The organism is Citrobacter sp. Ca225 (assembly GCF_030337175.1).
In the GTDB taxonomy this organism is placed as follows: domain Bacteria; phylum Pseudomonadota; class Gammaproteobacteria; order Enterobacterales; family Enterobacteriaceae; genus Citrobacter_A; species Citrobacter_A amalonaticus.
Genome location: NZ_JAOWCD010000063.1, coordinates 1 through 22,181, shown reverse-complemented (window position 1 = coordinate 22,181; position 22,181 = coordinate 1). Strand labels below are relative to the sequence as shown.

The window sequence follows — 22,181 nt, the reverse complement described above, 5'->3', positions numbered from 1 at the left end:
AGAACTGTTATTGCGCAACATTTAATCTCATTTGTTAACAATTGCTGGGTTTTTGTGCAAAATGAAGACCGTGCGAGATCGGCGTCAGAAGGGGCGATTGCGCAGAAATAGTGCAAAATTTGCGCGATAACAGTGCGCGACCCACAGTGTGATTTTATAGTTTCAACGTGAAAGTATTTTAAATCAATCAATTAGAATTCGTACAAAATATGAGGTTTAATCGCAAATTGCGATCTAAATCAAATTTAACATCTAAAGATAAATCTGTTAGCGCCGAAATAACATCTGACAAGAAGTTAACAACCAGATAACTTGCACAGGACGCGACTATGTCTTCTCAGCTCTACGTTACCCAGCAAAATACACCGCTGGATGACGATACGACCCTCATGTCGACAACCGATCTCTACAGCTACATCACGCACGCCAACGATACGTTCGTCAATATTAGCGGTTACTCACTCAATGAATTGCTGGCGCAACCGCACAACCTGGTGCGTCACCCGGACATGCCGAAAGCAGCCTTTGCTGACATGTGGTACACCCTGCAGCAGGGTGAACCCTGGAGCGGCATCGTCAAGAATCGCCGTAAAAATGGCGATCACTATTGGGTCCGGGCGAACGCGGTACCGATGGTGCGCGAGGGGAACGTGACGGGGTACATGTCAATTCGCACCCGCGCGACGGATGCGGAGATCGCCACGGTTGAGCCGCTTTACAAGGCGCTCAATGAAGGTCGTTGTCGACGCCGGATCCACAAAGGACTGGTGGTGCGTAAAGGATGGCTCGGGAAACTACCGGCAATGCCGGTGCGTTGGCGGGTCCGCAGCGTGATGGCGCTGATCTACGTGGTATTGGCGGCGGTGCTACACCTGTCTGGTGCGCCATGGCTTGCACAACTGATGTGTGTGCTGGTGATGCTACTGGGTACAGCGGCGTTTGAGTGGCAGATTGTTCGTCCGATTGAGAACGTCGCGAAGCAGGCGCTGAAGGTAGCGACCGGTGAGCGAAACAGCGTGGCGCATCTGAATCGCAGTGATGAACTGGGGTTGACGCTACGCGCTGTCGGGCAACTTGGTCTGATGTGTCGCTGGCTAATTAACGACGTTTCAAGCCAGGTGTCGAGCGTCAGAAACGGCAGCGAAGCCTTAGCGAAAGGCAACGACGATCTGAATAAGCATACGCGTCAGACGGTCGATAACGTCCAGCAGACGGTGACCACCATGAATCAAATGGCGGCGTCGGTAAAACAAAACTCCGAAACCGCATCCGCCGCCGATAAGTTGTCGATTGCCGCCAGTAGCGCGGCGGCACAGGGCGGTGAAGCAATGGACACCGTGATTAAAACCATGGATGACATCGCCAACAGCACGCAGCGCATTGGCACCATCACCACGCTGATTAACGACATCGCTTTCCAGACCAATATTCTGGCGTTGAACGCCGCAGTTGAAGCGGCCAGGGCGGGTGAGCAAGGCAAAGGGTTTGCCGTCGTGGCGGGTGAAGTGCGCCATCTGGCCAGCCGCAGCGCCAGCGCGGCGAATGATATTCGTAAGCTAATCGATGCCAGTGCGGATAAAGTGCAGTCGGGTTCTCAGCAGGTCCACGCCGCGGGACGTACGATGGATGATATTGTCTCTCAGGTACAAAACGTCACTCAGTTGATTGCGCAGATCAGCCATTCAACGCTTGAACAGTCCGACGGATTGACCAGTCTGACGCGTGCGGTAGGCGAACTTAACGACATCACGCAGAAGAACGCCGAGTTGGTTGAAGAGAGCGCGCAGGTGTCCGCCATGGTTAAACACCGTGCCAGCCGTCTGGCGGATGCCGTGACGGTGTTGCACTAATCCTTTCTTTTATCCGCATCAACGCTTACCGGTAATGGTAAGCGTCATTGTAATAATAATGTTAATAACATATTAAATATTACCACCTACGGGTGGTTTTTTTATTTTATTCGTATCTTTTCATTTCTGTCTTTGGGCTATTTGGACATCATAAAAAATCGTTTATATAACGATCGGTCTGCCTTTATTCATCGTCAAAAACTATTTTCCGGCAGTTATTGATAATAAAAAGCGATCAATATCATAAAGTTAGTGAGTTTGTTACCGATAAAGGAATCTGTCTGAAGAAAAACTATCTCCAGGGAGAATATATGTTTTTGCGTAACATGAAGATCCGCTCAAAATTATTTATCGCGTTTGGATTGTTTATTGTACTGATGATGGTGAGTTCAGGCCTTTCATTATTTAGCCTGGACCGCGCCAACAGCGGTATGCAAAACATCATTACCAATGACTATCCCATCACGGTAAAAGCCAACAAGCTCATCGATCATTTTCAGGATTTTGTCAGCACGCAGCAGTTGATGCTGATGGACGAAGAGGGGCGGTGGACCCAGACGTCCCAGAAAAAGCTCGACACCATTAGCCAGCAGATTACGGTGTTGCTGGATGAACTGGACGCTGCGCCGCTAAATGCCGAATCGAAAAAGGTCATCGCCGGGATCCGCGACGTGCGCGAGCAATATCTCGCCTCCCGATTCCGCATTTTGCAGGCACTGCAAAACCATAACCGACAGGCGGCAATGCAGGAGATGATGACCACGACGGTCAATGTACAGCAGGCCTATAAAGAGAAAGTTCAGGCACTGATCGCCATTGAAGATACGCAGATGTTGCATGCTGGCGCGCAGGTGGAAAGCGACTTTACCGCGAACCGGGCGTTGCTTATCGCGCTGGCGCTCATCGGTATTGCCGCGGGTTGTATGATGGGTTGGTATATCGTGCGTTCCATCACCCGGCCACTGAATGAAGCGGTGCAGTTTGCCGAAGCGATTGCCGAGGGCGACCTGACCCGCAATATCCTCACCACGCAGAAAGATGAGACCGGCGAACTGCTGCATGCGCTGATGGTAATGAAAACTCGCCTGCTGGAGATCGTCCAGGAAGTCCAGGACGGGTCGGAGAATATCTCCAGCGCGGCAGCGCAGATCGTCGCCGGGAACCAGGATTTGGCTGCACGTACCGAAGAACAGGCGAGCTCCGTTGAGCAGACCGCCGCGTCAATGGAGCAGATCACCGCCACGGTAAAAAACACGGCCGAACATACCGGAGAAGCGACGAAGCTCTCTGCGGGGGCGGCGACCGTTGTGAAGAACAATGGCGAGATGATGAATCAGGTAACGCAAAAAATGCGGGTGATTAATGAAACATCTAACCGCATGTCGGACATCATCAACCTGATTGACTCCATTGCATTCCAGACCAATATTCTGGCGCTTAATGCGGCTGTTGAAGCCGCGCGAGCCGGTGAGCATGGCCGTGGGTTTGCCGTGGTGGCAGGGGAAGTACGCCAGTTGGCGCAAAAGAGCGCATCTTCTGCCAGCGAGATCCGCCATCTGATTGAGGATTCCACCGGTCAGACCCAGGAAGGGATGCAACTGGTCGAGAAGGCTAACGGCTTGATAAACGGCATGGTCAACAACGTCGAGGAGATGGATGTGATCCTGCGGGAGATCGGCCAGGCCAGTCGTGAGCAAACCGAGGGGATTTCGCAGATCAACAGCGCGATTGGCCTGATTGACGCCACCACCCAGCAGAACTCCTGTCTGGTCGAGGAGTCCGTTGCGGCAGCGGCGTCACTGAATGAGCAGGCGTTACACTTAAAAGAGATGGTGAAAGTGTTCCGTGTTCGTGACGGCGACGCCTTGCCTGCTTAATCAAGCTGAGTGATTTCCAGCGCCGCACGGTCGATCACGCCAATGATCTTTTTTAACTGTGCGTCGCTGATGTCACCCTGATTCACTCTCAGATCCAGCACTGCCTTGAAGTTTTCCAGCGCTCGTTTCATCTGCGGATTCTTACGCAGTTCAAAGCCGACATTGCGTGCGTTGACGCGTTCCTGAATGTGGCCGAGATGTTCACGATTCTCTTCCAGCCATTGTGCGCCGGTGTCAGTGAGAGTGATTTTTTTACGCCCCCCATCCTCTTCGCTAACCGCAATAAAGGCCTGATCCTGGAGGAAATCCAGCGTTGGGTAGATCACGCCAGGACTCGGCGTATAGTTGCCTTGCGTCAGATTCTCGATAGCTTTGATTAGCTCATAACCGTGGCTGGCTTCGCGGGAGAGAATATCCAGAATCACCAGACGCAGCTCCCCATGGCCAAAAAAGCGCTGACGCCGTCCACCACCGCCACCTCTACCGTGACGATGTTCGCAACCGCCGTGATGATGCCCTTCGCCTTTACAGCAACCTTCATGATGATGTCGCATGATAATCTCCTTTTGTTTAGATATATCTAATTTATATCTAAAATGAAGATTTTGACAAGGGTAGTGTTGATGATTTTACTAATCCTATGAATTTAAATGATAAATATTTAAAGGCAGTAACACTGCAGACGCTATCAAAAAATGACTTGCAATTCTGGCTATTAACAATCATTATCATTTGAAAACTGTATTTAGATATATCTGATTATCACACGAAGGTCAAAAATGATGGATAAAACTTCACGTTACCCTCAGCGCGTGCGCAATGAACTGCGCTTTCGCGAACTTACCGTTTTGCGCGTAGAACGCATCGGGACGGGTTTTCAGCGTATTGTCCTCGGTGGCGATGCGCTGGACGGCTTTAACTCGCGCGGCTTTGACGACCATAGCAAGGTGTTTTTCCCGCAACCCGGCAGCCGGTTTGTTCCGCCAACCGTAACGGAGGAAGGGATTGTCTGGGGCGAGGGCGTGCGTCCGGCTTCTCGCGATTACACACCGTTGTACGATGAAGCCCGTCATGAGCTGGCACTGGATTTCTTTATTCACGACGGCGGTGTGGCGAGCCGTTGGGCTATGAAAGCGCGCGAAGGCGATACGCTAACCATCGGCGGACCACGTGGTTCGCTGGTAGTGCCGGAAGACTATGCTTACCAGCTCTATGTTTGTGATGAGTCCGGTATGCCAGCGTTGCGGCGTCGTCTTGAGGCACTGAGTCGCTTACCGGTAAAACCGACGGTGAGCGCGCTGGTGAGCGTCGCCGATCCGGCATATCAGGATTACCTCGCGCATCTGGGCGATTTTTCCATTGAATGGCTGGGACACGATGAGCAGGCGGTTGCCGCACGACTGGCGCAGATTGACGTGCCGACAGAAGATTATTTCATCTGGATCACCGGGGAAGGGAAGGTGGTGAAAAACCTTAGCCAACGCTTTGAGCAGGAACCGTTTGATCAGCAGTTAGTCCGTGTGGCGGCGTACTGGCACAACAAGTAAAGTGAGCGCCGTCGGGACAATGAAATTTAATGATTTCTTTGAGGCTGAAATCGGTTTAAGGTCATAGAGTAGTCTTGTGTTTTACATGGTAAATTTTAAGGATAAAAGTATGCCTGCAGTCATTGATAAAGCATTAGATTTCATCAACGGTATGAATACCTCGGCCTCATCTCCAGAACCTATGGATGAAAGCACGGCGAAAGGAATTTTGAAATATTTGAAAGAGCTGGGCTGCCCTGCAAGTGCGTCGGATATCGTTGCGCGTGGTGAGCGGGAGGGGTGGAACCCTGGATTTACGCAAAAACTGGTTAAGTGGGCTGAGAAGTTTGAAGCCGGTGAACGGGTTTTGATCAGAGACCCTGAATATTTTTCATTGTACATGCGTGAGCAGCTTCAGGAACTGGTCGAAGTTGAGCGCGCGTGAAGCCAACAACCTGCCTTGATGCTCTTGCCAGCCAGGGAAGAGCATCCCTTTCGGTTACCGTTGGTGGCAGAATAGTGTTTCACATTGATAGTTTCGGTAAGTAGTTTCTCTTGCGGCATTTGTCGTTAACGTTATCATGACAGAAATAAAACTAACAACATAAAACGATTAATTTTATAAGCTTTTTGGACCTGTTTTTTACTATTTTTCTTATTGGTGTTATCTTTATACTCTATTATAATAAATTATTTTAAACGATACACTTTTGTATTAATAACATTGATGAGATTTATGTATGTATGCATTGACCCCTCTGCGTCTACTGGAAGTAAACTCATCTTTAATATGGCACTGGCCGTATTTGCAAAATGTAATTAATATGATGAAACGAGACGGTTTTAATGGTCTTGTTATTCATCAGCAAGATTTATTCGCGTTATTGACTTCTCCATCTGACTATTGTCAAAATGGAAAAGAAAATTTGATATGTGAACAGCAGGAGAAACTGCTATACCTCCAAAGGTTATGCCGTATCTGTAACGGAAATGGCATACGAATCTGGTTACAGGGCGAGGCATTTCCATCTGGGGGAAAACTTCAGGAAAAATTTCCGGAATATGCATTAATTGAAAATACCCATGCAGATGAAGCTTTCTGGAAAAAATTCTATCAATTAAAAATCGCTGAATCTTTAAGTCAGCTGCCTGCTATAGATGGTGTTATTGTCACTCTTCCTAAACATCTTCCTTATCGGGCCAATTGGTCATCGACACTTCCTTATCTTTATCAAATACTACGTAGTCTTGGGAAAAAACTAGTGTTGCGAGACTATATGGATGATGAGTCTGCATCATGGCAGCTTCTTAATGCATTGCAGGTGCTTCCCGGAGATGTACGTGTTTCGCTGAAAGCGGTTCCTGACGGCTATCGTCCCGGATTTGCCACGAATCCACTTCTGATGCAACTGGAAGACAAAATCAAATGGATTGAATTTGATTTATGGGGTCTGGAATATGGCTGGACGCTGCTACCCTGTTATTTACTGGAGGAGATCAAGGGGCGCCTCAGTTGGGTTGAAAATATGTCAGGCGATCGCCTGGAGGCGGTCTCTGGTCGCTTAAGCTGGGAGTGGATATCCAATAGTTCTCTTATCAATTCGGTCAACTCGATAAATTTACACGGTCTGGCAATGTTTGGCCGTGAAGTGGGGATGTCAGAAAAGCAGGCATTTCACTGCTGGCTTACCGATATGCTTGAGCACAAAGTCGATAACGCTGAGCTGGATGCATTCCATCAACTCTATATCAGCAGCCATGAGTGGATGACAAAAACCCCTTACATACTGGGGCATGTTTTGCATCATTACAGTCAGGTGCCAAAGACATATCAGCAGGCCGTCAAACTTTTACAACTTCATTCCCGGCGTTCAGATGATTTTTCTCTTTCAACACTTTTTCCACCAGACGATCCCGACACCGGGCTTGAACAATATCAACTGATGTTACTGGAAAAACAGCGCGCCCTTTTTCTGGCACAAAATACACGTAGTCAACTCCATTTTCTTTTACAGCAGACCCCTCTTCCTGACGGTAAAAGGGAGTTATTCAAACGTGTCTGGGATAGAGTGCTATGGTATACCGATTTATTTTCTGACGTTGCGAAGGGCGTTGCGATGAAACTCATCCTGGAACGCTATGGCAATCGTCGTGGCGTTTCTGACTTTGAACTCGATAAGCCAATACACAGCCTTCGCCAGCTGGCAAACCGTCTCGGCGAATGGCTGGATAAGGAAGAGCAACAGCAACCTCATTATCTGGCAATGCTCTTTGATCCCGCCAGGTTGTTATCCCTGGCGGATAGTCTCCAGCATGATTAGTCAGATGACGACCCGGCTTTATTGAGATTTTCATAAAAATCCCGCAGAACATAAAACGCGGCTTTGCGTGTTTTCTTATCTGCGGTAATCAGGCCTTTACAGTTGAACCCTTGCTGCCAGGGGTTTTGTCGACGCTCTGTTCGATAGTCATACAGCAGCCATGGGGTAAAGCCACGAACGTAAGTGAGTTTTGGCAGATATTCGGTTTGTTTACGATAAACATCGGCCATATATTGCTCAGAGAAGGGACCGGTTTTAGGGGCGTCTTCGCTGAGAACGCCTTCCGCGCCGGTTTCGGTGATGACCACGGGTTTTGTGGGTGATGAGTTCTTTCCAAGCACAATTAAGTCATCAAAATTCTCTTCATACCATCCGTAGTATTCATTTAACCCGATGATATCGAGGTATTCTGTCAGCCTGTCTTCAATCTTCATTTTTGCGTGGTTGACGAGGCAGGCTGCCGAAATAAGACGACTGGGATCAGCATCACGTGCCGCATTCACTAACGATGTCATGAAGCTTAAACGTTCATCCGTATCCGCATTCTCATTGCCAACGGACCAGATAATGACGCTGGCACGGTTACGATCACGCAGAATAAGTTCCATCAGCTGGTTATGCGCATCCCGCTGTGTCGACAGATTCGTAAAATCGACTGCCCAATAGTTGGGAATTTCTTCCCACAGCATGATTCCTTCTTCATCCGCAATGCGTGCCGCCAGTTCATGATGAGGATAATGCGCCAGCCGCATATAGTTGCAGTTCAGTGCCTTCGCATCACGAAAGCGCTGGCGAATATCATCCTCACTGGTGACTTTCCCCATGAATAAATCATCTTCATGGCAGTTCACACCGCGCAGATAAATGGATTTTCCATTCAGCCGAATATCGGTACCCACCACCTCAATCTGGCGAAATCCGACATCATCTTCGACACTGTCGCGCCCAAGCATAGCCCTGACTTTATAGCGTTTAGGATTTTCGGGTGACCATAACTCTGGACTTACGGATAAAATAACTTCAGCCTGACCGTCAACGACAGGCAATATCTGATTAATCCCAAGTTCAGGGATCATAAGGGTAACGTCAGCCGCAGGCCCGTCAACCGCGACGCGCGCAGCAATCCTGTTATAGTTGCCATCCGGAACAAGATAGATAAACAGATCGTGAATATAGCTTCGCGGTGTTCGGATAAGCTCTATCTCACGATAAATACCCCCATAGTTAAACCAGTCATTATTTCGTAATGGAAGGCGGTCCGTTGTCCGGGTGTTATTCACACAGATCATTAATACGTTGTTTCCGGCTTTTAAGTTTGCGCTTAACTCAGCACAGAAAGGCGTCGAACCACCATAGTGGTTACCGATAAACTCATGGTTAAGAAATATTTTGCAATCGTAATTCGCTGCACCTATCCGTAGAAATACACGCTCATCCGGATCCCGCTTCGCATACTCGATTTCACGGGTATACCATGCGCTGCCTTCATAATAAAACCATTTATCCTTCAACATTTGCCAGCAGCTGGGTACAGGAACCGTCTGACCAGAATAGGGATCATAATCGTAAGGATCCTTACGCGTTTCAGCATCCTGCTTTTGCATCAAGAACCATTTTTGCCTTAACCCCGTATCATGCAGATCAAGAGTGAAGTGCCAGTCACCCGCCAGGCTTTCCCGTTGACGCCCACCGCTAAAGATGAGTGTGCGATAGTTAAGATTTTGCACATTATAAGCGCGATCGTAGTGTTCGTTATGCAGACATTCGACCGCATTATCTGCCAGGTCAGATTTTTCTAACATCGCCATTCCTCGTGAAGAAAAGTTGGGGGGAGAATAGCGGATCTGAACGACCGCCAGATCAAAGAAGAAAACATTCGAAGGTGTGCAGATATTGAATAAATAGCAATTGTGATGTAGCTCAAAAAACATCAAATTTAATCGTGATTAACCTCACATTCCCTTTCGTGCTGAAGTGTTCCTCATCACATTAGCCAGCTAAAAAGGTGACTTTGCTTGCAAATAAAAACCGAATGAACGTTAAGATCTCAGTTTCCTTTTTGAGTATTGCCTGTCCCGGTCTAAAGATACTTACACTGTAGCGGCGAGAAAGATTCATATTCTGTAGAGCACAGACATGGAGAGGTAATAAGATGAGCCAGCTACAACACAGTATTAGCGAACAAGCAACAAAGCCTCAATTAAACAGAAGTCGATACCGATGGACAATTTGCGCATTGCTTTTTTTCTCGGTCACTATTAATAACCTTGATCGCTCTATCCTGGGGTTGTTAGCCCCCATGCTACAAAAAGATATCGGCTGGACAGAAATCGAATATGGCAATATTGTCACTGCCTTCCAGGCAGCCTATGCCGTGGGTTTATTAATCTGCGGCAGAATTGTCGATCTGTATGGCGCTCGCCTTATATTGCCCGTTGCTCTGGCAATATGGAGCCTGGCCGCCATGGCTCATGGTGCAGTGAGTACTGTTACAGGGTTTATTTATGCAAGGATTTTTCTGGGCGTTGGCGAAAGCGCTAACTTTCCGTCAGCGGTAAAGGTTGCTGCTGAATGGTTCCCCAGGAGAGAGCGCGCTTTTGCGACCGGTATTTTCAACTCCGGTTCAAACGTCGGGAATATTTTCGCCCCCATTATTATTCCATGGATTGCATTACAGTGGGGCTGGCGTGAAGCTTTTGTAGTGACCGGCGCAGTCGGTTTTATATGGATTGTTTTCTGGCTGTTCTTATACGGAAAACCAGAAAAAGCAAAAAAAGTGAATAAGGAGGAACTGGAGTGGATCCATCAGGATGAAATGTCTGAACCCACACCAGCAGCATGCAAAGTGAGCTGGATTGGGTTATTAAAGTATCGCCAGACCTGGGCATTTGCGATGTGCAAATTCCTGACCGACCCGATTTTCTGGTTCTTCCTGTTCTGGTTGCCTAAATGGTTACACGACAGTCGCGGTATTGATATGGCGCACATGGCGACACCATTGGTTCTGATCAATATACTGGCGACCATTGGCGGACTCGCCGGTGGATACTTGCCTGCATGGTTGATCAACCATGGAATAGCCGTCAACAACGCACGTAAATTAACACTACTGCTGTGCGCTATTTGTGTATTGCCAATCTTGCTGGTCTCTACCGCGTCTAATTTGTGGGTCGCCGTTATTTTAATTGGTATTGCGGTTGCCGCCCATCAGGGATGGTCAGTCAATCTCTATACCAGTGTTTCTGATATGTTCCCGAAAGAAGCCGTTGGCGCTGTTGTCGGTATTGGTTGCCTGATTGGCTCAATAGGTTCAATACTCTTTGCACAAGCTACCGGGCATATTTTGCAGGCGACAGGGAGTTATTGGTCAATATTCCTGATGGGTGGTTTTGCTTATCTGTTAGGTTTTGTCATTATGCATGTTTTAACACCGACAATGTCGGCAGCAAAATTTAAATAATTATCAACCTTCAGAACAACGATTAATCCTGAATACAGGTTATTTTATGAAATTAACAGACTGTCTTTTACAAGAACGTATTCTGCAGGCTAAAGAGAACAGTATTAACTGGCTCAATAGCATGAGCGTCGCCGGGATGACGCCTGGCGTATTGCGTGTCAGCGATTATCATCAGCCAGAAAAATGGCCGCAAATGTTATTATCAGGAACCTATGATGGAACTATGGCCCGCGCATTATTAGGGGATAATATAGAGGAAAAGGAATTACTGGCTGACTGGATTTTAAGTCACCAACAGGATGATGGTTATTTCCTTCTACCGGGTATGCAGTGGGATGAAACATGGAAACGCCCGGATATCGAAGAAACACGTCAGTATATGCGTTTCCATGCAACAAATTATTGTATGGGGGCATTGGAGGTTCTGGAACAGTTAGACAGGCTTGAACTGCCCTTTTTAGCGCCCTTTCTCGATCCCCTGGTTTTCCGGGCATGGTTAGGCCAGCGCGATATGCGCGATCCGTGGCTTGAAGGAAACAATATCGTTAACCTTGGCAGTTTCCTGCTTCTCGAAAAGCAGCGTCACCCGGAGGGGCCTGCAAGCCAGCGCTTGCAGGATATGATCGGTTGGCACAACCAGCAGAGCGAGCCCTACTCCGGATTCTGGGGGCCAGGACAGCAATTCAGTCAGGAAGCATTGCTGTTCGCACTTTGTGGTGCAACGCATAACCTGCATATTTTTTATGCGCTTGACGAGACAATTCCTCATTTCAACCAGTCGATGAGTCGTTGTCTGGAACAACCCGTGGCAATACGCAGTAGCTGTATTGATGTTGATATTATCGATATTCTGGCGCATGGGTATTCGCGCTGTCCCCATCGTCAGGATGAAATTGAATACTGGCTACGTAATATGTTGGTCAAACTTCTCGATATCCAGAATGCGGATGGCGGCTTCCCTGACACACTTGTTGGTGAACGGGGATACGATGGTTGGGTTAAAGGCTATAAAGAACCACAGGGGTTAAGTAATACCTTCGCGACCTGGTTCCGATGGATTGCTATCGCGATGATTGCCGACGTTTTATGGCCAGAGTGGCAGCCATGGCGTTTCAGAAAAACCATTGGAATTGGTTACTTTAAATATCAGGTTGGTAAGATCGTTTAATATGTCTGCTGAATATCTGGATATAGAAAAGTGTTAAATAACCCAGCATCCGTTCGTCTGTTGATGAGGATAGGGCAAAATACCCATGCGCAGGGCTGTTTCTCACTAATGTCGCCCCAGCAACGGAAAGTCGTTCTGGGCGGCGATTCAGGCCCAACCATCGCTTTCGGATATTGCTAAAGTTGCTGTTGGCGAGCATTTTCAAAATTTCGCGTTTAATACCGTAGGTCTCGCCTTTCCCAACTCTATTTTTGTAAAACGAAAAAGGAGTCAGACGATTTCTCATCTAACTCCTTGTTTTGTCTGGTGGCCCCTGTTGGGTTTGAACCAACGACCAAGCGATTATGAGTCATAAAATTGGCATGTTTTTAATTGTTCGTCATTGTCTCTATTTGTATTTTTAATTGTCTATAATCAATCAGTTATGAAGTTATTTTTGTTTCTGATTGGTTCTCTCATTTCCCCATTGTACTATCCTTACCTGACCCGTTACCTGACCCGAAATGGGCATCGGGTCAGGTAACGCATATTCTTAGAAAGGTAAACTTATGGCCGCTAATCTTACCGAGACTGCTATACGTGGATTGAAGACAAAAAGCACGGCGTACTACGTGTGGAGCAACAGCGCTCAACGTGGTACTGGCAGGCTTGGCGTTAAGGTTCAGCCTTCAGGCAGCAAAGTTTTTTATTTCCGTTACTACGTTGAGAAAGGGAAGAAAGAAAAGTTCATCCAGTTGGGCATCTGGCCTGAGATGAAACTGGTGACGGCCAATGAGCTGGCGAAAAAATATGGAGCCTGGCTTGTTGAAGGAAAAGAGCCGCAGCAAGAGCTTGAGCAACAGCGCCTGGCCGAACAGCACATCATGCAGATCCATCGCTCGCAGGGCTCGTTTAAAGAGCTGGTACATGGCTACGTTAACAAGATGAAGCTCGACAATAAGCGGACCTGGGCCGATGTACTGAAGCGTCTTGAAAAAGAGTGCTATTCAGTCATTCCTCGAGAGACCAAAGCGAAGGATGTCACGCCATTACAGATCAAAACCATCCTCTCAGGCATTATCCAGCGAGATGCGGTGGTCCATGCGAACCGAATTCGTTCCTACCTGATGGCGGCATTTAACTATGGGCTTAAAGCCGATAACGATCCGATGAATACCAGCGTGGGCATTACGTTCGGGCTTGAAGTTAATCCGGTATCGGCCATACCGAAGCAGTCCTCTGCGGAGAAAGTGGGTGATACATGGTTAATGCTGGAAGAGCTGCGTTTTGTCATGGAGCAGTTCGCTCAGGCAACTAACGTTGGGCCGTTGATGCAGCACCTTATCCGCTTCTGCGTTTATGCTGGCGGGCAGCGACCGTTTGAAATGATTGCCAGCCAATGGAGCGCGATTGACTGGCAGCAAAAGACGTTACTGGTCATAGCCGATGTATCGAAAAACAAACGGGAGCACCTGATCCCATTGACTGAATCGGCATTAAGTGAATTAGCCTCAGTGAAAGAACTGACTAAGGAAAGTAACAGCCCCTATATCTTCCCGCTCTCGACCAACGGCGAACGACCGGTACGTACCGATAGCCTGGCCCGTTCCATCATGTATTTCCGGGCTTTTAATCCTAAGTTTAAAGTTTTCACAGCGCGAGATTTACGTCGCACATGTAAAACGCTGATGGGGGAGGCGGGGATCAGCAAAGAGATCCGCGACCGTATCCAGAATCACGCTTTGAATGACGTCAGCTCGAAACACTATGATCGTTATGATTACTTGCCTGAAAAGCGCAGGGCGCTTGAGATCTGGGAAGATAGGGTCAACAACTATCAGCGACAGCAGGAAAACAACGTTGTGAACTTGTTTGGACGGAGGTAAGAGCTTGGCAAAATATGAGCTTAATTCAGTAGAAGAGCGGTATCAACCGGGCTCTGGAGACCTGGTGCTGGCTAATAAGTTAGGGATCACAGATGAAGAGGAAATGGAGGCGCTGGAATCTGGCCTGCTGCTGATGCTTTATGAACAGCTATTTATCGAAGGCCAGCCGCCTGCGGCGCTGGCTTTTGAGCACATCAGTGGGTGGCATCGCCAATGGCTGGGGAATGTGTATGACTGGGCGGGGAGGCTGCGTAATGCCAACCTGACTAAGGATGGCTTTCAGTTTGCGGCTGCCGACAGGATTCCGCTTCTTCTTGATGGTTTTGAGAAGCAGTTTCTCGCTCGGTCGGGTGAGCTTAAATCTCTGGCTCGTTCGGGGCTGGTTAGTTATCTGGCTGAATGCCACGTGGAATTTATTTTGATCCACCCATTCAGAGAAGGTAACGGGCGTCTGTCGCGGCTGCTTTGCGATGTGCTCTCGGTTCTTGCGGGAAAAGGCTTGCTGGATTACAGCTTATGGGATGAACACAAGACGTTTTACTTCAAGGCAATACAGGCAGGCGTATCAGGGAACTACAGCCCTATGATGCAACTGGTGAGCGACATCTTGCCAGATTAACGGGCGAGGCCAACGGCCTTCGCCTGTGCCTGATTTTTTTTGAGTTGCTGCTCAATTTTTTGCACAGAAACACCGGTTTCTATCGCGGTCGAGCTGGCAACGGCGCGGAGGATTTTTGCTTTGGTCACTTGAGATGATGTATGTTTTCTCATGAAAAATTTCCTTATAGCTGCTGCTAGAATTGTAGGTGTTTGGGGATAGATTAGTCCAGTTAATTTCACATTGTGTATCGTAATTTATTTTGGTGGTAAGCTATTTATTGATTCTATAAGGATAAAAAATGTTTGATAAGCCTGATTTTACAAGAGAAAGTTTTGAAGAGCTACTGAGGATAAATAATGATTTAAGAAGGGAAAACAATAATCTTTTAGGTGATATAAAAAATTATCATAAAGATAAGGAAAACTTCCTTGTTGATAAAGAAAATTTTATCAAAGACATTGAAATGTTTAGAACCGAAAATAACGAACTAAAAAAAGAGTTATCAAATAATGAAAAAAAATTTAAAAATAACAATGGTGATACTAAAATCAGATCGCCAGCATTAAATGCAATTTATCTTCTTAGCAAAGAGTGTTATCCAGAATACAAATTTACTGCAAAGGATTTTGTTAAAAAATTAGACTCTCTCGCAAAGTCACATGATATTGTCTACTCCTTCCAGTTAAAGACTGTTGAGGGCTGGTGTACAGAATTCAAAAAAATGGATACTAAACAGTAAACTCTTTTTATCTGAGAGTTATTTATATACTCGTAATTCTCAGATCATATGTGAGAGTTTTATTTTATGAAGGGTGTTTTAAGCTATCCCCCTTCAATGATTCTCTTATTCTCCAGCATGAATCCCTCAAATATCACTTTTGTAATATATGGTTTTCTGAGTACACACTCCCTCAGTCATAGCAAGATATCCCTTAATAAGGGAAAAGTAATAATTTATTAAGTAGCTGATGATTATGTGTTTTTTGACCGCAATCCTTAATGAGCATCGTGGATGTTGCGCATGCTTCCTGGCACGAGCATGATAATTTCACGCTATCAACAAGGAAACTCAAATGATGCCTTTTAAGTTAACTAATGAACAACGTATCAAAGTCTTAAGAGATTATGGTGAAACTTGCGATCGATTAGTACGAGAAAAAGAACGGCAATATATTACCTCTATTTCTCGCTCAACAGCGTGGAAACTGGAACAGTCTGGTAAGTTTCCACCGCGTAAGTCCATTGGTCTGAAATCCTGTGGGTGGTTGCTTAGTGACCTGCTCTATTGGATCAATGAGCGTTAGTATCGATGTGTTTTTTACATTTATTTTTTTGTTTTTTTTGAGTGCCCCGTGTTCATCCTGCTATTTCTGCCATTAATAGCGGCATAGCGATGTGAGGGGAATCATTTTAAACGTTAATGAATAAGAGGTATCTATGCTGTGTGGTCGTCCTTTCCCTGTGCATGTGTTCCCGCAGATCATCAGAAATGCGGTTTATGAAGTGGAACAGCATACGCAGGCTCCCCAGGCTTTGATTGCTGCATCGGTATTGGGGGTTATTTCGCTAGCCTGCCAGAACCGGATTGATGTGTGCCGACTGAATAATCTGCGCAGCCCGGTATCACTTTTTTTACTGACACTGGCGGAATCTGGAGAACGCAAAAGCACGGTGGACAAACTGCTGATGAAACCATTATATCAACTGGAAGAAGAATGGTTTGAAAAATATACCCAGGACATGATTATCTGGCGGAATGAGGAAATGGCTTTTAATGTTGAAAAGAAAGCCCTGATGTCGAAACTGAAATCAGATATTCGTCGTAATAAAGATCACTCTGCAACGAGCGAACGTCTGAAAGCGCTACTGGTGGCGTCCCCGAAAGCACCGGTCAGGTTAAGGCAGATATACAACGATGCCACACCTGCGGCGATGAAAGACTCTCTCTGTGGACGCTGGCGGTCCATCGGGCTTATGTCTGATGAAGCTGGCACCATTTTTAACGGCTACGCGCTAAATGAACTGCCTTTCATCAATAAAATGTGGGATGGTGCAATGTTTCCCGTGGAAAGAAAAAGCGAGCCAGGTAAATTAATCAAAGATGCCAGAATGACGCTGGGGCTGATGATTCAGCCTGATGTGTTTAAAAAAGGGTATTTGGAACGAAAAGGCGATGCCGCGAAAGGGATCGGATTCTTCGCCCGATGTCTGATATGTCAACCTGGTTCAACACAGGGCTACAGGCAAATTACCAGTCCGGTTGTCTCAAGTGAGCATCTACCGGTATTTCATCAACGACTTATAGACATTGTTAACGAGAGCATTGCCAGAAATGAGGAAAATGAGCGTCAGTGTCTGCGTTTCTCTCCCGAAGCAGAAAAACGCTGGCTCGAATTTTATAACAAAGTCGAGTCAGAAATGGGGCTGATTGGCCTCCTGTCTGATTTTAAGGATTATGCTTCTAAAATGGCGGAGAATATGGCGAGGATCGCTGCACTGCTGCATTACTTTAACGGTGATGAAGGAGATATATCCCTTACTGCCGTGGAAGCCGCAGTAGATATAATCGCCTGGTATGTGGATGAGTATGTGAGAATTTTCTCTAAACCCCAGACGTTACTGCTGGTAAGTTCAGAAGCAGACGAGCTTTACTCGTGGATAAAAGATTATTGCTACAGGTGTGTGGTGCCGTATATCAGGAAGACAACCATCCTGCAATATGGTCCGAACCGGTTCAGGAACCGGAGTAAAGTGAATGAACTGCTCAGTACACTTTATTCGCAAAACAAAATACGGGCAGAGAAAAGAGGGAAAACTATTTTCATACAACCTGTCGATGGTTTTATATAACGAACAGAGAAAAGACAAGACGGAATAATCACTTTATTAAAGAGTCATTACTGTAACTAATTACAGAGTAACTTTTAATCAGTCATCACAGGCTGGGGCTGCCTTCGTCTCAATTTTAGATGTTGGATAGGTATTATAATGGCATTACATCCCCTTACTACTGTATTAACCAGTAAGAGTAGTAATCAGATCAGTATGTCCGTACTAAGATCTGATACCAGTATATACCGACAACAGTGAGCAAGAATAGTCCTGCCTGTATGGCATCCCTATAGGGTCTGCTATAGACCGTAGGACCAACTACAGGTATATATTATGAAAACATATCAAGGTACTCATGGAGTACATATCCTCGAATATCAGATCAAGATCAATAAATTATTATGTTATTTGACTAACCGTTACCCCAGGTTAACGGTGGTACGAGTTGATCTCCATTATCCGAAGATAGTTGATAGCGGTGACAATATTTGTTGCTTCCCTAATCTGGAACCAGGGGTGATATCCCGGATGCGTGAGTCCCTCAGAGCTAAGCTGGAGGCTGACCGTACCCGTAAGGTGCGTGAGGATAAACGCATTTACCGTTGCCCTTTATTTATTATATGGGCGAAAGAGTATTCTGAGTCAGGCAAATGCCACTACCACATTTGCTTGTTGTTCAACAAAGACGCTTACTACCACCTCGGAGATTACGATCAGGACGATAATCTGAGAGGGATGATCACAGGAGCCTGGTACAGTGCCCTGAGATTGGAGAGAGACGATCACCCTGGTCTGGTCCATTTTCCTGAAAACTGTAAGTACGTGCTGGATACCAATAATGCTGACTTCCAGCATAACTACCAAGCGCTGTTAACCCGACTGGATTACCTCACCAAAGTCGAAAGCAAAGTTTTTGGTGAAGGGGATCGTAACTTCGGCTGCAGCCAAATCGAACTGTAAGTCGGTAATGGCCTTCTCAGTGAGAAGGCCATATTTGTATTGCATCAACCAATTACTGAAATGCAGTTTCGTTACGCAATTTTCTATAGATTACTGATAGTCATCAGCAAGTCCGCTACTAAATAACGTTTCTGCATTTTCAGCATTCGCAACAGCATCCTGCACATCCTGCCGTTTCAAATCTAACACCCGTAATTTACCTTTTACTTCGGCGACGGATTCGATTCGTCTATAAGCATCAGGATGGTGTTCGGCATATAGCGCCAGTCCTTTCAGTTTAGGCAAGGCATCAGCCAGATGCAGGCCATGTGGATCTACCAGGTCCACAATCATTTCGCCATCCTGTTCGGCAAAGAATAGGAAATCGGGACGAACAATCTTGTACTGTTCAGCTTCAACATAAGCGATTCCCAGTGACGACTGCCCTGTGTACTGTGGATTACGATACCAGAAAGCAAATCCTTCACGTTTGGTTTCGATCTCAAAAACCTTGGTTTCCCAATGGTTCAACAGAGCCGGATAGTTCCCGCTTTCGTCACACAACAAATGGTGTTTCCAGACTGGAAGGTCAGCTTCCTTTTCACCTTCACGCACCCTGGTCATTTCAAACTTGTTCGCCGGCCTGACCAGATCCACATCCTGCGGTTCGGTACTCATTTCGACGATTTGACGATAGGCCTCTTTACGCTCATCTTTCAACGACTTGATTTGCGGTGTGTACTCGGCCAGCCACGCCTTCGCCAGTCTATCGGCCTCGCCATCGAAGTAATCCTGCACCTCCATCACTAGCCCTAGGCCAGCAACGGTTACACGAGCTTCCATGATTGCTTCTAGGTATTCCTCTGCATCCTCTTCTCGATCCGCGACCTTATCGGCCAGATATTCCACATAGGTACGTGAAACATCCGGGCTGAAGATTCGGGCTGCACGCCGGTAGGCGTCATCAATCACCGCTACGTCCGCCTCCTCCCAGAACTCGTTGAAGGTCATTGCTTTGTTCTTCAGGCTGGCAACCACCGCTTTACCATCTACAACGAGCACTGCATTGCGCTTGTTTTTAATTTTTTCAGCATTTTCTGTCTGGAACCTGTCCAGGACAGCGTGCAAAGCAGCATGGGCTTTCCCAACTGCCCCATCAAGAATGCCGTCATCAACCAGTTCCTGTGCCAGTGCGGTCAGACGTCTGGCGGGTCTGGCTCCTTTCTGTGGTCGGGTTTGCGAAGGTAGCGCTTCAAATGCTTCCCATACGGCAGTTGAAGCAGCCGGGTTAGGTTTCATCTCCACAGGGTTAACCAGGATGCGTCCGCTTGGAGGAGAGGTATCATCGCCCTTAAACAAGGTATTGACGACATCTCTCACGGTATTGGTATTAAACTTGGGCAACAGGCATTCTACAGAGTTTAAACGCTCATTACCCGGAATACGTCTCGCCAATGGGGTACGCACCATACGCCCCAACAATTGCGTAATATGCGTCCTGTGGCTGGCTGCGCGGAAGGAAACCATCACTTCGGCACGTGGGCAATCCCAGCCAGTGCTGATGGCATCTTTAGCAATCAGTACTCGCATCCAGGTTGATTCCTGCACCCGCTGCGGTTCAATATAAGGCACCTGATGTTGGCCGAAACGTTGTGTGGTGTGTTCACCGAAGACATGAGCAACACTGTCAATGGACAATTCAGGATAACGGGAGAATAACGTATCCAGCCAACGCCCCACCTCATTCGGGTCAGGCGTATTAGGTACCTGGAATACCATTAGCGGCACTACTTCGCGCACGGTTTCCTGCTGTCTTGCGTACTCTGCCCAGGCATCGGTCACTTCCCATCCTTTAGTAGGTATTTTTTCAATACGTTCGCCGCGCGCACCCGCGCGTAGCCATAGCAACGGCGCAATGCGAACAAAGGCCAAGTTGTGGCTAACCGACTTCTCAGCTTCGTAGGTCAGAGTGAAAAACTCGGCATTTTCCTCAAAACCGTCAGACATTGGGAACTCGTCTGTAAACCTATAATTGCCCTTAATCGGTTGTTCATTCGGCGTTTTGCCTGTGATAGCAGCTTGTACACGTGGTTTGGTGATATAATCACAGATCCCCCACTTTTCCCAATCAGGATCTCCAGGCCTTAAGCCCTGTTCGCGCAATTTTTTCTGTTCGTCGGCAGCGACTTCGTTGTTAGTGACGGAGATGCACTGGCGACGACCACCACCTCCGCCGCGACCGTGGCGGCGTCCGCACCCTGTTCGTGGTGATGTTCCTGGTGACAGCCTGCGTGGCGATGCTCTTCACTTTTGCAGCAGCCTGCATGGTGCTCACTGTGGCGGCTTTCGTGGTGATGTCCTTCACCCTTGCAGCAGCCTTCGTGTTGGTGCTCTGTATGTTTACAGTGATGTAGCCCCCTGAAACACCAGACAGTAGCTGTATCTCCAGATAAGAGATAGGCTTGAATATATGTCTAACACTAACGCCAATTTTGAGATGACCGGGATCCTGTTAGGGCAAGAAGTCCGTAAACGTAAAACTCCTCAGGAGAAGATCGCCATTATCCAGCAGACGATGGAGCCGGGCATGAATGTCTCCCATGTCGCCCGCCTGCATGGCATCCAGCCCAGCCTGCTGTTTAAGTGGAAGAAGCAATATCAGGAAGGCAGCCTCACCGCCGTTGCGGCCGGAGAAGAAGTTGTTCCAGCTTCTGAGCTTACTGCTGCTCTGAAGCAGGTCCGGGAGCTTCAGCGCCTGCTGGGCAAGAAGACGATGGAAGTTGAGATCCTGAAAGAAGCCGTGGAGTACGCTCAGTCGCGAAAATGGATAGCGCACGCGCCCTTGTTGCCAAAGGACGGGGAATAGCCCTGGTCAGCCGCACCATGGGCGTGTCGCGTGCGCAGCTGTCACTGCGAATTAACCGTTCTGCCGACTGGCAGGACAGGCGCTGTAACCGGCGTGATGACGAAGCAGACGCTGAAATACTGTCAGAGATCCTCGATATCATCAGCGATATGCCCAGTTACGGCTATCGCCGTGTGTGGGGCATCCTGCGTACGCAACGCCGTACAGAGGGACTGCCCCCCGTGAACGCCAAACGGCTTTACCGGCTTATGAGTGAGCATAATCTGCTGTTACTGCATGACAAACCAGAGCGGTCGAAGCGTGAACATAAGGGCAAAATCGCGGTGGCAGAAAGCGATATGCGCTGGTGTTCAGATGGCTTCGAGTTCGGCTGCGACAACGGTGAGAAGCTGCGGGTCACGTTCGCGCTGGACTGCTGCGACAGAGAAGCCATAGACTGGGCAGCGAGCACAGGAGGCTACGACAGTTCGACGGTGCAGGATGTGATGCTGAGGTCGGTGGAAAAGCGCTTCGGCGACGGGCTGCCGACCACACCGGTTCAATGGCTGACGGATAACGGTTCAGCATATACCGCGCATGAAACGCGGAGGTTCGCCAGAGAGCTGAATCTGGAGCCGTGTACAACAGCGGTGAGCAGCCCGCAGAGCAATGGCATGGCCGAACGATTCGTGAAGACGATGAAGGAAGACTATATCGCGTTCATGCCAAAACCAGATGTGAGAACAGCCCTGCGAAACCTTGCAGCAGCGTTCACACATTACAATGAAAACCACCCGCACAGCGCGCTGGGATATCACTCCCCGAGGGAATATCGGCGGCAGCGGACATCGTTAACTTAAGATACAAAAGCTGTCCGGAGATGGCGGGTCAAGATCA

General features: G+C 47.7%; 19 protein-coding genes and 1 pseudogene. 14 read left to right on the top strand and 6 right to left on the bottom strand.

The genetic code is table 11. The annotated features are described in order from the left end of the window. Positions 1–329 precede the first annotated feature (329 nt). Positions 330–1,850, top strand: a complete 1,521-nt coding sequence (locus OGW13_RS08245) for a methyl-accepting chemotaxis protein (protein WP_042998213.1) — start codon at positions 330–332, stop codon at positions 1,848–1,850. A 311-nt stretch (positions 1,851–2,161) separates the two neighbouring features. Then, positions 2,162–3,727 (top strand): methyl-accepting chemotaxis protein, encoded by a 1,566-nt coding sequence (locus OGW13_RS08240; RefSeq protein WP_287115873.1) that lies wholly within the window; start codon positions 2,162–2,164, stop codon positions 3,725–3,727. Here OGW13_RS08240 and OGW13_RS08235 read toward each other — a convergent pair. Next, positions 3,724–4,281, bottom strand: a complete 558-nt coding sequence (locus tag OGW13_RS08235) for a PadR family transcriptional regulator (protein ID WP_042998211.1) — start codon at positions 4,279–4,281, stop codon at positions 3,724–3,726. The genes OGW13_RS08240 and OGW13_RS08235 overlap by 4 nt on opposite strands. 228 nt (positions 4,282–4,509) lie before the next feature. On the opposite strand from OGW13_RS08235, the gene OGW13_RS08230 reads away from it, so the two are divergent. The 3 genes from OGW13_RS08230 to OGW13_RS08220 all read left to right on the top strand — a co-directional run bounded on the left by OGW13_RS08230 (position 4,510) and on the right by OGW13_RS08220 (position 7,574). After that, a complete protein-coding gene (locus OGW13_RS08230) occupies positions 4,510–5,274 on the top strand; it encodes a siderophore-interacting protein (protein ID WP_287115971.1) in 765 nt (254 codons plus the stop codon). 85 nt (positions 5,275–5,359) lie between these two features. Then, positions 5,360–5,698, top strand: coding sequence for a DUF1889 family protein (locus OGW13_RS08225; protein WP_071888470.1), 339 nt, complete (start codon positions 5,360–5,362; stop codon positions 5,696–5,698). Between the two features lie 379 nt (positions 5,699–6,077). Continuing rightward, complete coding sequence (locus OGW13_RS08220) at positions 6,078–7,574, top strand: hypothetical protein (RefSeq protein ID WP_287115870.1); 1,497 nt, start codon at positions 6,078–6,080, stop codon at positions 7,572–7,574. On the opposite strand, the gene OGW13_RS08215 is transcribed toward OGW13_RS08220, so the two are convergent. Next, positions 7,571–9,376 carry a glycoside hydrolase family 2 protein gene (locus OGW13_RS08215; RefSeq protein ID WP_054177283.1) on the bottom strand — a complete coding sequence of 602 codons (1,806 nt, stop codon included), beginning with the start codon at positions 9,374–9,376 and terminating at the stop codon, positions 7,571–7,573. The genes OGW13_RS08220 and OGW13_RS08215 overlap by 4 nt on opposite strands. A 350-nt stretch (positions 9,377–9,726) precedes the next feature. Between OGW13_RS08215 and OGW13_RS08210 the strand changes: the two genes are divergently transcribed. After that, complete coding sequence (locus OGW13_RS08210) at positions 9,727–11,034, top strand: MFS transporter (protein WP_051642263.1); 1,308 nt, start codon at positions 9,727–9,729, stop codon at positions 11,032–11,034. Between the two features lie 46 nt (positions 11,035–11,080). Continuing rightward, on the top strand, positions 11,081–12,202 hold the full coding sequence (locus tag OGW13_RS08205; protein WP_054177285.1) for a hypothetical protein: 1,122 nt from the start codon (positions 11,081–11,083) through the stop codon (positions 12,200–12,202). Here OGW13_RS08205 and OGW13_RS08200 read toward each other — a convergent pair. Further along, positions 12,174–12,488, bottom strand: coding sequence for a hypothetical protein (locus OGW13_RS08200; RefSeq protein ID WP_125339409.1), 315 nt, complete (start codon positions 12,486–12,488; stop codon positions 12,174–12,176). The genes OGW13_RS08205 and OGW13_RS08200 overlap by 29 nt on opposite strands. A 262-nt stretch (positions 12,489–12,750) precedes the next feature. Between OGW13_RS08200 and OGW13_RS08195 the strand changes: the two genes are divergently transcribed. Together OGW13_RS08195 and OGW13_RS08190 are read left to right on the top strand one after the other, a co-directional pair. Continuing rightward, a complete protein-coding gene (locus tag OGW13_RS08195; protein ID WP_103856840.1) occupies positions 12,751–14,067 on the top strand; it encodes a tyrosine-type recombinase/integrase in 1,317 nt (438 codons plus the stop codon). Between the two features lie 4 nt (positions 14,068–14,071). Continuing rightward, positions 14,072–14,686, top strand: a complete 615-nt coding sequence (locus OGW13_RS08190; RefSeq protein WP_174329971.1) for a Fic/DOC family protein — start codon at positions 14,072–14,074, stop codon at positions 14,684–14,686. Here the strand turns inward: OGW13_RS08190 and OGW13_RS08185 are convergent. Then, complete coding sequence (locus OGW13_RS08185) at positions 14,683–14,838, bottom strand: hypothetical protein (protein WP_100247371.1); 156 nt, start codon at positions 14,836–14,838, stop codon at positions 14,683–14,685. The two genes, OGW13_RS08190 and OGW13_RS08185, sit on opposite strands and share 4 nt — an antisense overlap. A gap of 128 nt (positions 14,839–14,966) precedes the next feature. Between OGW13_RS08185 and OGW13_RS08180 the strand changes: the two genes are divergently transcribed. From OGW13_RS08180 to OGW13_RS08165, 4 genes are all read left to right on the top strand, one after another. Then, complete coding sequence (locus OGW13_RS08180; protein WP_061548332.1) at positions 14,967–15,407, top strand: hypothetical protein; 441 nt, start codon at positions 14,967–14,969, stop codon at positions 15,405–15,407. A 334-nt stretch (positions 15,408–15,741) separates the two neighbouring features. Continuing rightward, positions 15,742–15,972, top strand: a complete 231-nt coding sequence (locus OGW13_RS08175) for a helix-turn-helix transcriptional regulator (RefSeq protein WP_080950027.1) — start codon at positions 15,742–15,744, stop codon at positions 15,970–15,972. 133 nt (positions 15,973–16,105) lie between these two features. Beyond that, on the top strand, positions 16,106–17,518 hold the full coding sequence (locus OGW13_RS08170) for a YfjI family protein (RefSeq protein ID WP_284237749.1): 1,413 nt from the start codon (positions 16,106–16,108) through the stop codon (positions 17,516–17,518). A gap of 315 nt (positions 17,519–17,833) precedes the next feature. After that, positions 17,834–18,460, top strand: a complete 627-nt coding sequence (locus OGW13_RS08165; protein ID WP_061548331.1) for an inovirus Gp2 family protein — start codon at positions 17,834–17,836, stop codon at positions 18,458–18,460. A 90-nt stretch (positions 18,461–18,550) separates the two neighbouring features. Here OGW13_RS08165 and OGW13_RS08160 read toward each other — a convergent pair whose 3' ends face one another. Together OGW13_RS08160 and OGW13_RS25835 are read right to left on the bottom strand one after the other, a co-directional pair. Beyond that, complete coding sequence (locus OGW13_RS08160) at positions 18,551–20,446, bottom strand: hypothetical protein (protein ID WP_225622131.1); 1,896 nt, start codon at positions 20,444–20,446, stop codon at positions 18,551–18,553. 204 nt (positions 20,447–20,650) lie between these two features. Next, a pseudogene (locus tag OGW13_RS25835) lies at positions 20,651–20,907 on the bottom strand (hypothetical protein); the annotation flags it as partial. A gap of 29 nt (positions 20,908–20,936) precedes the next feature. Between OGW13_RS25835 and OGW13_RS08155 the strand changes: the two are divergent. Continuing rightward, positions 20,937–22,144 (top strand): IS3 family transposase gene (locus OGW13_RS08155; protein WP_109455549.1). Its coding sequence is split into 2 segments (ribosomal slippage): positions 20,937–21,258 and positions 21,258–22,144, totalling 1,209 coding nucleotides; the frame shifts between segments, so codons are not numbered across the junction. The last annotated feature ends 37 nt before the right edge of the window (positions 22,145–22,181 follow it).

Bases quoted from the DNA above. Each gene is read 5' to 3' on its own strand.
- OGW13_RS08245 (WP_042998213.1), top strand. From the start codon at position 330: ATGTCTTCTCAGCTCTACGTTACCCAGCAAAATACACCGCTGGATGAC.
- OGW13_RS08240 (WP_287115873.1), top strand. From the start codon at position 2,162: ATGTTTTTGCGTAACATGAAGATCCGCTCAAAATTATTTATCGCGTTT.
- OGW13_RS08235 (WP_042998211.1), bottom strand. From the start codon at position 4,281: ATGCGACATCATCATGAAGGTTGCTGTAAAGGCGAAGGGCATCATCAC.
- OGW13_RS08230 (WP_287115971.1), top strand. From the start codon at position 4,510: ATGGATAAAACTTCACGTTACCCTCAGCGCGTGCGCAATGAACTGCGC.
- OGW13_RS08225 (WP_071888470.1), top strand. From the start codon at position 5,360: ATGGTAAATTTTAAGGATAAAAGTATGCCTGCAGTCATTGATAAAGCA.
- OGW13_RS08220 (WP_287115870.1), top strand. From the start codon at position 6,078: ATGATGAAACGAGACGGTTTTAATGGTCTTGTTATTCATCAGCAAGAT.
- OGW13_RS08215 (WP_054177283.1), bottom strand. From the start codon at position 9,376: ATGTTAGAAAAATCTGACCTGGCAGATAATGCGGTCGAATGTCTGCAT.
- OGW13_RS08210 (WP_051642263.1), top strand. From the start codon at position 9,727: ATGAGCCAGCTACAACACAGTATTAGCGAACAAGCAACAAAGCCTCAA.
- OGW13_RS08205 (WP_054177285.1), top strand. From the start codon at position 11,081: ATGAAATTAACAGACTGTCTTTTACAAGAACGTATTCTGCAGGCTAAA.
- OGW13_RS08200 (WP_125339409.1), bottom strand. From the start codon at position 12,488: ATGAGAAATCGTCTGACTCCTTTTTCGTTTTACAAAAATAGAGTTGGG.
- OGW13_RS08195 (WP_103856840.1), top strand. From the start codon at position 12,751: ATGGCCGCTAATCTTACCGAGACTGCTATACGTGGATTGAAGACAAAA.
- OGW13_RS08185 (WP_100247371.1), bottom strand. From the start codon at position 14,838: ATGAGAAAACATACATCATCTCAAGTGACCAAAGCAAAAATCCTCCGC.
- OGW13_RS08180 (WP_061548332.1), top strand. From the start codon at position 14,967: ATGTTTGATAAGCCTGATTTTACAAGAGAAAGTTTTGAAGAGCTACTG.
- OGW13_RS08175 (WP_080950027.1), top strand. From the start codon at position 15,742: ATGATGCCTTTTAAGTTAACTAATGAACAACGTATCAAAGTCTTAAGA.
- OGW13_RS08170 (WP_284237749.1), top strand. From the start codon at position 16,106: ATGCTGTGTGGTCGTCCTTTCCCTGTGCATGTGTTCCCGCAGATCATC.
- OGW13_RS08165 (WP_061548331.1), top strand. From the start codon at position 17,834: ATGAAAACATATCAAGGTACTCATGGAGTACATATCCTCGAATATCAG.
- OGW13_RS08160 (WP_225622131.1), bottom strand. From the start codon at position 20,446: ATGTCTGACGGTTTTGAGGAAAATGCCGAGTTTTTCACTCTGACCTAC.